Annotated in this window: 7 protein-coding genes; 3 read left to right on the top strand and 4 right to left on the bottom strand. The window is 69.6% G+C overall.

Annotated features, from left to right (window positions below):
- A partial coding sequence (locus GXP76_RS32190; protein WP_242575152.1) for a family 2 encapsulin nanocompartment cargo protein terpene cyclase occupies nt 1-1,067 on the top strand: 1,067 nt, incomplete at its 5' end.
- A 44-nt stretch (nt 1,068-1,111) separates the two neighbouring features.
- Entirely contained in the window at nt 1,112-1,969 is an 858-nt protein-coding gene (locus GXP76_RS32195) for a geranyl diphosphate 2-C-methyltransferase (protein ID WP_374363392.1), read from the top strand.
- Nucleotides 1,970-1,976: 7 nt separating this feature from the next.
- Here GXP76_RS32195 and GXP76_RS32200 read toward each other — a convergent pair whose 3' ends face one another.
- From GXP76_RS32200 to GXP76_RS32215, 4 genes are read right to left on the bottom strand one after another with little or no spacing between them, the layout of a single operon-like run.
- Nucleotides 1,977-3,095 (bottom strand): ABC transporter substrate-binding protein, encoded by a 1,119-nt coding sequence (locus GXP76_RS32200; protein ID WP_242575154.1) that lies wholly within the window; start codon nt 3,093-3,095, stop codon nt 1,977-1,979.
- Nucleotides 3,092-4,801, bottom strand: a complete 1,710-nt coding sequence (locus tag GXP76_RS32205) for an iron ABC transporter permease (RefSeq protein ID WP_242575155.1) — start codon at nt 4,799-4,801, stop codon at nt 3,092-3,094. Before GXP76_RS32205 ends, GXP76_RS32200 begins: the two co-directional genes overlap by 4 nt.
- A complete protein-coding gene (locus GXP76_RS32210; RefSeq protein ID WP_242575156.1) occupies nt 4,798-5,973 on the bottom strand; it encodes an ABC transporter ATP-binding protein in 1,176 nt (391 codons plus the stop codon). Before GXP76_RS32210 ends, GXP76_RS32205 begins: the two co-directional genes overlap by 4 nt.
- A 38-nt stretch (nt 5,974-6,011) precedes the next feature.
- Nucleotides 6,012-7,220: a PrpF domain-containing protein gene (locus GXP76_RS32215; RefSeq protein WP_308354273.1), complete on the bottom strand. Its 1,209-nt coding sequence runs from the start codon at nt 7,218-7,220 to the stop codon at nt 6,012-6,014.
- A gap of 127 nt (nt 7,221-7,347) precedes the next feature.
- Here GXP76_RS32215 and GXP76_RS32220 point away from each other — a divergent pair.
- A partial coding sequence (locus GXP76_RS32220) for a LysR substrate-binding domain-containing protein (RefSeq protein WP_242575158.1) occupies nt 7,348-8,091 on the top strand: 744 nt, incomplete at its 3' end.

Below are 8,091 nucleotides of genomic sequence, written 5' to 3' on the forward strand. Positions count from 1 at the left end.
GCCGGTCGGAGGCGAAGGTCCGACCGGCCGCCCAGGACCCGGACAGCCGCACGCGGACGCGCACGGAGCCGGGCACGGCCACCGGAGCCGACACCGGGACCGCCACCGACACGGCGGTGCGGATCCCGCCCCTGTACTGCCCCGACGCCCTGCGCGACGACCCCGCCCTCGGGGAGGAGGTCAACAACCGCCTGGTCGACTGGGCCGAGGAGATCGGGATCTTCACCGGGCGCCTCGAACGCCTGCGCTCACACCAGTTCGGGCGCTTGTTCATGCTCGCGCATCCCGACTGCGACGACCCCGACCGCCTGATGGCCGCCGCCCGCTGCGGCCTCGCGGAGTGGTCCGTGGACGACCACTGGGTCGACGAGGGCGACGACACGGAACCCGAACTCCTCGGCTCCCGCCTCGCGATGACCCACGCCGTGGTCGACCCGGTCCGCCTCCCCGCCCGCTACCTCGCGCAGTTCGAAGAGGTCGTGCGGCAACAACCCGTCCTGCGCGCCTTCCGGTCCAGCCTCGCTCACCTCTCCCAGATCGCCAGCACCACCCAGATGGCGCGCCTGCGCCACGAACTCGCCGTCATGTTCGTCGGATACGGGCAGGAAGCCGAATGGCGCAACAGTGAACGCAGGCCCGCGGTGTGGGAGTACCTGCTGCACCGATACGAGAACGCCTTCTACCCCTGCATGGTGCTGATCGACCCGGTCGGCGGTTACGAACTGCCCGCCCATGAGTTCGCCGACCCCACCGTGCGCCGCACCTACCTCTACGCGGGAATGGCCAACGTCCTTCTCAACGACGTCTATTCGATGGCCAAGGAAGATCCCGGAGACACCAACCTGCCCAATCTCATCGCCACCGAGGACAACTGCTCGCTGCAGGAGGCCGTCGACCGCACGGCGGCCATCCACGACGAACTCATGCACACCGTCGAGGCCGACTGCGCCGTTCTGGCGGCGGCCGGCTCCCCTCAACTGCGCCGGTATCTGGCGGGGCTGTGGGCGTGGATGGGCGGCAGCAAACAGTGGCACGCGACCAGCCCCCGGTATCAGACCGCGCCGTGACGGCCGGTCCGTAAACCCGTAACCCCCTTATGAAGGAGATGTCCATGACCATTCAGAACACCACCGCCCACCCCCTGCGCAGCCTCTACCAGAAGTCCGTCGCCAACTACTGGAACCAGGAGAGGAACCCCGTCAACCTCCGCCTCGGCGAGGTCGACGGCATCTACCACCACCACTACGGCATCGGTGACGTCGACTGGTCCGCCGTCGACGGCCCCGAGGAGACCCGGCAGGAGCGCCTCACGGCCGAACTCCACCGCCTGGAGTGCGCACAGGCCGACTTGCTGATGAGCCACCTCGGCGACATCACCCCGGCCGACCGCCTCATGGACTCCGGCTCGGGGCGCGGCGGCAGCAGTTTCGTCGCCCACAGCCGCTTCGGCTGTCAGGTCGACGGCGTCTCCATCTCCGAGACCCAGGTCGCCTTCGCCAACGGCCAGGCCGAGGAACGCGGCGTGGACGACAAGGTCCGCTTCCACCTCAAGAACATGCTGCACACCGGCTTCGAGAGCGACACATTCCAGGCCATCTGGAACAACGAGAGCACCATGTACGTGGACCTGGCGCTCCTGTTCCCCGAATACGCCAGGCTCCTCAAGCACGGTGGCCGCTACGTCACCATTACCGGCTGCTACAACGACGCGTACGGACTGCCGTCCCGCGCCGTCAGCGAGATCAACGCCCACTACATCTGCAGCATTCATCCCCGCAGCAAGTACTTCAAGGAGATGGCCGCCAACCGCCTCGTCCCCGTCAGCGTCGTCGACCTGACCGCGGCGACCATCCCCTACTGGGAGCTGCGCGCCGAGTCGCCCCTGGCCACCGGTATCGAGCAGGCCTTCCTGGACGCCTACAAGGACGGCAGCTTCCAGTATCTGCTGATCGCGGCGGACAAGGTCTGACCGCCGGCTACAGGTAGCCGAAGAGCGACAGCCACCGCCGCTGATCGGCGTCGGCCGCGCCGAGCAGCGCCTTGGGTTCGAAGCGGACGACCTGCCCGCTGTTCACGGTCGGCAGGTCGTGCCCCAGCACCTTCGGGGGCGTCACATCACTGCGCGCGGGGAATTCGCCGATCTGGCGGAAGACGTCCTGGCCGCGCTGCGACATGTTCCAGTCGAGGAAGAGTTCGGCCGCGGCCTCGTGCTTCGCCGACGTGGCCTTGCCGAGGTAGTAGTCGTACGCGGCCATGCCCTCGTCGGGCACCACGAAGTCGACCGGCGCGTTCTTGCTCGCCGCGATGTTGACGCTGCTCACGACCGCCGTCGCGACGGAGATCTCGCCGCGCGCCAGGCTCTCCAGCGCGGCGCTCGACGAGTCGAAGATCCGGGGCTGCTGGTCGGCGAGGGCCGGCAGGTACTCCGGGCCGAGCCGGTCCTCCTGGAACCTGGTCAGGGCGAGCGAACTGCCGCCCGCGCCGACCTGGGTGATGCCGAGGCTGCCTTTCCACTCCGCCTCGGTCAGGTCCTTCCAGGAGGTGGGAGCGTCCTTCTCGTCCACGAGAACGGTGTTGTACGCGAAGGTGTAAAGGGGGTCGAAGACGCGGTAGAACTCACCGCCGTGGTAGCGGACGGTGTCGTCCAGCTTGTCGTAGCCCGGCACCTCGTGGGCCCGGAAGACCCCGGCGTCGCGCATCCGCGAGGCGATGTCGTAGTCGGAGGTGCGGACGACGTCCGCACCGAGCCGGCCGGCGCCCTGTTCGCTCAGTACGCGCTCCGCGAGGCGGTTGGGGACCAGACGCACGAGGTCGACCTTGATGCCGGTGTCGTGCTCGAAGGCGCGGATCACCTGTTTCTCGGAGTTCTCGATGTAGCCGCTGTAGAGGGAGAGTGAGCCCTCCTTCTTCGCGGCGGACAGCAGCTCGGCGTCGGCGATGTGCTCACCGTCGACGACGAGTCCGCCGGAGGTGTCGACCTCGGTGGCCGACAGGTCTACCACCGCGGTGGTGGGCGGCGGAGCGCAGGCCGCGGCGGTGGTCAGCGCCCCGACCGCCGTCAGTGCGGCCAGGATGCGCGAGGTCTTGCGGTTCATCGGGCTCCGTCCACGGTCTTGGCGCCCAGAGACTTCGCGAGGAGTGCGATGACCAGGATCACGCCGCAGTAGAGCAGGCTCACCGTCGCCGCGCCCTGCATGGCGCCGTTGTCGAAGTTGTCGAAGATCATGATTGAGAGAAGCCGGGTGTCGGAGGTGAACAGGAAGAGGGCGGCGGACAGTTCACGCATGCAGAGCATCAGCAGAAGCAGCAGCGTGGACACCATCCCGACGCGCATCAGCGGCAGCGTCACGTGCGAGATCGCCCGGGTGCGCCGCGCGCCGAGCAGTACGGCGCTGTCCTCCAGATCGCGGTCCACCTGGAGGATGGACGAGGCCACGCCCCGGTACCCCTGCGGCAGGAAGACGGCGAGGAAGGCCACGACGAGGACGGCCATCGTCCCGTACACGGGAAGCGGCATCACCAGCCACGTCCACAGCAGACCGAGACCGAGCACGATCGCCGGCACCGCGAGCGGCGCCATCGCCACGAATTCGAGCGCGCGCCGCCCCGGGGCCTTGGTCCGGTAGACGGTGTAGGCGAGGGCGAAGCTGATGGCCGTGCCCAGCACTCCCGCGAGTACGGCGGTGAGCACGCTGTTGCGGGCGACCTCGATGAACTCCGGTGAGGTGATCATCTCGCCCAGCGCGTAGAACGACAGCGCGTCGCTCTCGGCGAGCTGGCCGATGCTGGAGAGGTACGGGGAGCTCTGGAGCGAGGCGACGGTCAGCGCGCCGAGCGGCAGTACGACGGCGAGCGCGAAGTACAGGAGCGCCGCGCCGAACGCGGGTCCCCGCCAGCGTCCCAGCGGGATCGTACGGGCGCGCACGCCCTTGCCCGTGACGGTGGTGAACTTCCGCCGCAGTACGGCTCGTTGCTGCACGGCGGTGACGACGAGCAGGACCAGGGTGAGGATGATCGAGACGGCCGCCGCCTCGTTGCCGCGTGACGGCGAGGCGTTCATGAGCCGGTAGATGAAGCTCGGCAGCGTGTCGATCTGGCCCGGATTGCCGATCACCTGCGCGACCGGGAAGTTCTCCATCGTCAGCGCGAAGATGAGGATCCCGGACCCCAGGATCGCGGGCATGGCCAGCGGGAACGTCACCCGCCGCATGGTGCGGCGCAGGGTCGCGCCGTGCACGAACGCCGCCTCTTCGAGGTCGGGGTTCATCAGCGACAGCGAGGCGTGGACGAGGAGGAACGCGTACGGCGCGTAGTAGAGCGCCAGGACCATGATCAGTCCGGGCACGGTGTAGATGTCGAGCGTGACGTCGAGTCCGGCGCCGTGCAGCAGCAGGTTGAGGAAGCCGGTGGCCGGGCTGCCGAGCAGCGACCAGGCGATGGCGCCCACGAGGGACGGCAGGAACAGCGGTGCGATGCCGACGAAGTAGAGGAAGCGTCTGCCCGGGGTGTCGGTGCGCGCGGCGAGGAACGCCAGTCCGCAGCCGATGCCGAGGGCGAGCACCGACGCGGCGCTGGCGACGAGCACGGAGTTGCCGAGGGCCCCCATGGCCTGCGAGGTGGACAGGATGGAGAAGTTCTCCAGCGAGAGCGAGTCGAGCCCGATGGCGCCGGGCCTCGGCACATGGTCGCTGAAGGCGGCGAGCAGGATGAACAGCATCGGTACGACGACGAGGATGCCCAGACAGGTCAGCAGGACCCCGGTGGGCAGGCCGCGCCGCAGCCGCGTGATCACGGCGCTCATGCGGGCACCTCCGACGGCAGCACCTGGACGGCGGCCGGGTCGGCAGCGGCCCAGACGGACGCGCCGGGCCGCAGCAGTTCGCGGCCGCGCCGGGGGACGATCGCGTCGAGTTCGGGGCCGCCCTTGAGGCTGACGCGGTAGCGGACGTAACTGCCCTGGAAGCTGACGACTTCGACGCGGCCGGGCCAGTTGTTGACGCCGTCGGCGGTGGGGGCGTCGGTGAGCCGGATGTCCTCGGGGCGGATGCAGACGCTGGGGTCGGCGGGGGCGGCGGTACCGCATTCCGCGAGGACCTCGACCTCGTGCCCGGTCAGCCCGAGCAGCGCTCCGGTCGCCTCGTTCCTTCCGGTCCCGGTCCCGGTCCCGGTCCCGGTCCCGGTCCCGGCCCCGTCCCGCCCGGTCCGCGCCCCGTCCCCCGGACCGATCTCCGTACAGGGGAAGATGTTGGAGACCCCGAGGAAGTCGGCGATCGACGCCGACGAGGGGGTGTCGTAGATGCGTTCCGGGCGGTCCGTCTGGACGATGCGGCCGTTCTGCATCAGCGCGATACGGTCCGCGAGCGCGAGGGCCTCGGACTGGTCATGGGTGACATAGACGCAGGTCAGGTTGAGCCGCTGCTGGATCTCCCGCAGCTCCACACGGAGCCGGTCGCGCAGCCGGGCGTCGAGGTTGGACAGCGGCTCGTCGAGCAGCAGCACACTGGGCCGCATGACGAGGCTGCGGGCGAGCGCGACGCGCTGCATCTGACCGCCGCTGAGGAGGCTGGCGCCCCGGTCGGCGAACTCGGTGAGCCCGACCAGGTCGAGCACGTCGGCGACGCGCTCGCGGATCTGGTCCTTGGGGAGCTTCTGCTGCTGGAGGGGGAAGGCGACGTTCTGGTGGATCGTACGGTGGGGCCAGACCGCGTACGACTGGAACACCATGCCCACGTTCCGCCTGTTCGGCGCCACGTTGATGCCGCGTTCGCTGTCGAAGACGACGGTGTCGCCGATGGTTATCCGGCCGCCGGTGGGTGTTTCGAGGCCGGCCACGCACCGCATGGTGGAGGTCTTGCCGCAGCCCGACTTGCCGAGCAGGACCAGTGATTCACCGTCCTCGATGTCGATGCTGAGGTCGTCGACGGCGGTCGCGTCGCCGTAGGCGAGCGTGATGTTCTCCAACTGGACTTTCATGACAGCTCCTTTGCTGCCGGACAGGCGCGTCGACTGCGTCAGACGCTTTCCTGTAGGAGGGCGGGGACAAGGAGTTCCGCGGTCGCGATGGCGCGTGCGGCCCGGTGCAGGGTTACCGCCCGGACCGCTCCGGTGCCGTCGAGCGACACCTCCGCCGTGATGACGCCGGCGGGTGTGCCCAGCCGGAGCAGAGTGGCGACCGGCCGATTCTCGGCCAGTTTGGCCAAAATCGTATCTGGTGAGAGCGCGGCGGACGCAACCGCGACCGCCGAGGTGAGGCCGATGGCCGGGTGCGGGGCGTGCATGGAGAGCATGCGGACGGCGATGTCGTAGTCGGCGCCCGAGATCCGTTCGCCGAGCGACGTCACGTAGTCACCGGCCGGTGCGACGACGCCCGCCTTGGGTACGGAGTGGCTGATGGGGTCGTGCGGGCCGGCCAGGCCCATCCGCAGCGCGGCGGCGCGGCGCAGCCGCGTCAGGGTGGGGACCAGGGCCGAGAACGCCTCGACCGACTCCAGGGCGTCCGAGCCGAGGGCTGCGGCGTCGGCGAGTACGGCGGGAGCGCCCGCGTCGACGAGGGTGACGTCGACCCCGTACGCCGGGTGCGATCCGTACGGCGGCCGCGATCCGTTCACCGGGTCCGCCTCGTTCACCGGGTGCGCCTCGTCCACCACCTCCAGGCGGTCGACGCCGTTCCCGGTCGGCAGCAGCGCGCCGGTGCTCGCGCCCGCGGGGTTCCGGAACCCGAGCGCGACGGGAACGCCGAGGGCGCGCGAGCCGGGTACGGTCGCCTCGCCCAGCTCCGGCACCACCCCGCCGGGGGTGGGCACGGTGGCCGAGAGCCGTACGCCCGTGTTCTCGTTGCGCATCTCGACCGTGGTCGTGGGATGGACCGGCTTCGCGAGCCCGGTGCGCAGCGCGTACAGGCCCACGGCGGTCGCGCAGTTTCCGCAGTTGCTCGCCCATTCGACACCCGCCGTACCGATGCCGACCTGTGCGAAGAGATAGTCGACGTCCACGCCGGGCTCGGCGGACGGCCGGACGATCACCGCCTTGGAGGTGGTGGACGTGGCCCCGCCGACGCCGTCGATCTGGCGGGGGTCGGTCGCGCCGAAGGCCGACGCGAGGACGGTGTCCAGCCGCCCGTCCGGCCCGCCGGTCACGCCCGCCGCACGCAGGTCGTCGGCGTCGAACACCCAGCACTTGCTGGTACCTCCGCGCATGAGTGTTGCCGGCAGCCGCAGCACGTGGCTCTCCCGTCGTTCGAAAACGCCCGGTGACGATCTCCGGGCGACACCGAGCATGCGCGCGTCACGACTTCAGTACAATCTCGAAAAAATGGATGCCCCTTTAGTAAAACTTAAGGACTGTCTCATGCATCTCGACGTACGCCGGATGCTGCTCCTCACCGAGGTCGCCGGACGCGGCTCCCTCACGGCAGCGGCCCAGGCCCTCGCCTTCACACCGTCCGCCGTCTCGCAGCAGATCGCGAAGCTGGAGTCGGAGGCCGGCCAGCCCCTGCTCGAACGTCACGCCCGCGGCGTGCAACTCACCCTCGCGGGACAGGCCCTGGTACGGCACGCACAGCACATCGGCCGCCAACTCGACGCGGCACGGGCCGAGTTGGACGAGATCGCCGGACTGCGCTCGGGTGAACTGCGCATCGGCTCGTTCCCCACCGCCGGCGCCTCGCTACTGCCACGGCTCGTACAGCGCTTCGGGCAGGCCCACCCCAACGTCGAACTCATCGTCCGCAGCGCCGTCTTCGACGGACTGCTCGCCATGCTGGAGAGCCGCGAGATCCAGCTCGCGCTGCTGTGGGACTACCACTGGCGACGGGTGGACGACCCGTCTCTCGCCGTCACGCACCTGCTCGACGACCCCACGGTGCTGATCGTCGCCCGTGACCACCGGCTCGCGGGCCGCGACTGCGTGGACATCACGGAACTCACCGAGGAGAACTGGATCACCCGCGCGGACGAGCACCCCGTCGCCGACGTGCTCGCCCGGACCTGCCAGGCGGCGGGCTTCCGCCCGACGGTCTCCTTCCACGCGCACGACTACCAGGAGGCCCAGGCCATGGTCTCCATCGGTCTCGGTATCGCCCTCGCCCCCCGC

It is taken from the genome of Streptomyces sp. NP-1717 (assembly GCF_022695985.1).
GTDB lineage: Bacteria > Actinomycetota > Actinomycetes > Streptomycetales > Streptomycetaceae > Streptomyces.

Bases quoted from the DNA above. Each gene is read 5' to 3' on its own strand.
- GXP76_RS32205 (WP_242575155.1), bottom strand. From the start codon at position 4,801: ATGAGCGCCGTGATCACGCGGCTGCGGCGCGGCCTGCCCACCGGGGTC.
- GXP76_RS32195 (WP_374363392.1), top strand. From the start codon at position 1,112: ATGACCATTCAGAACACCACCGCCCACCCCCTGCGCAGCCTCTACCAG.
- GXP76_RS32200 (WP_242575154.1), bottom strand. From the start codon at position 3,095: ATGAACCGCAAGACCTCGCGCATCCTGGCCGCACTGACGGCGGTCGGG.
- GXP76_RS32210 (WP_242575156.1), bottom strand. From the start codon at position 5,973: ATGAAAGTCCAGTTGGAGAACATCACGCTCGCCTACGGCGACGCGACC.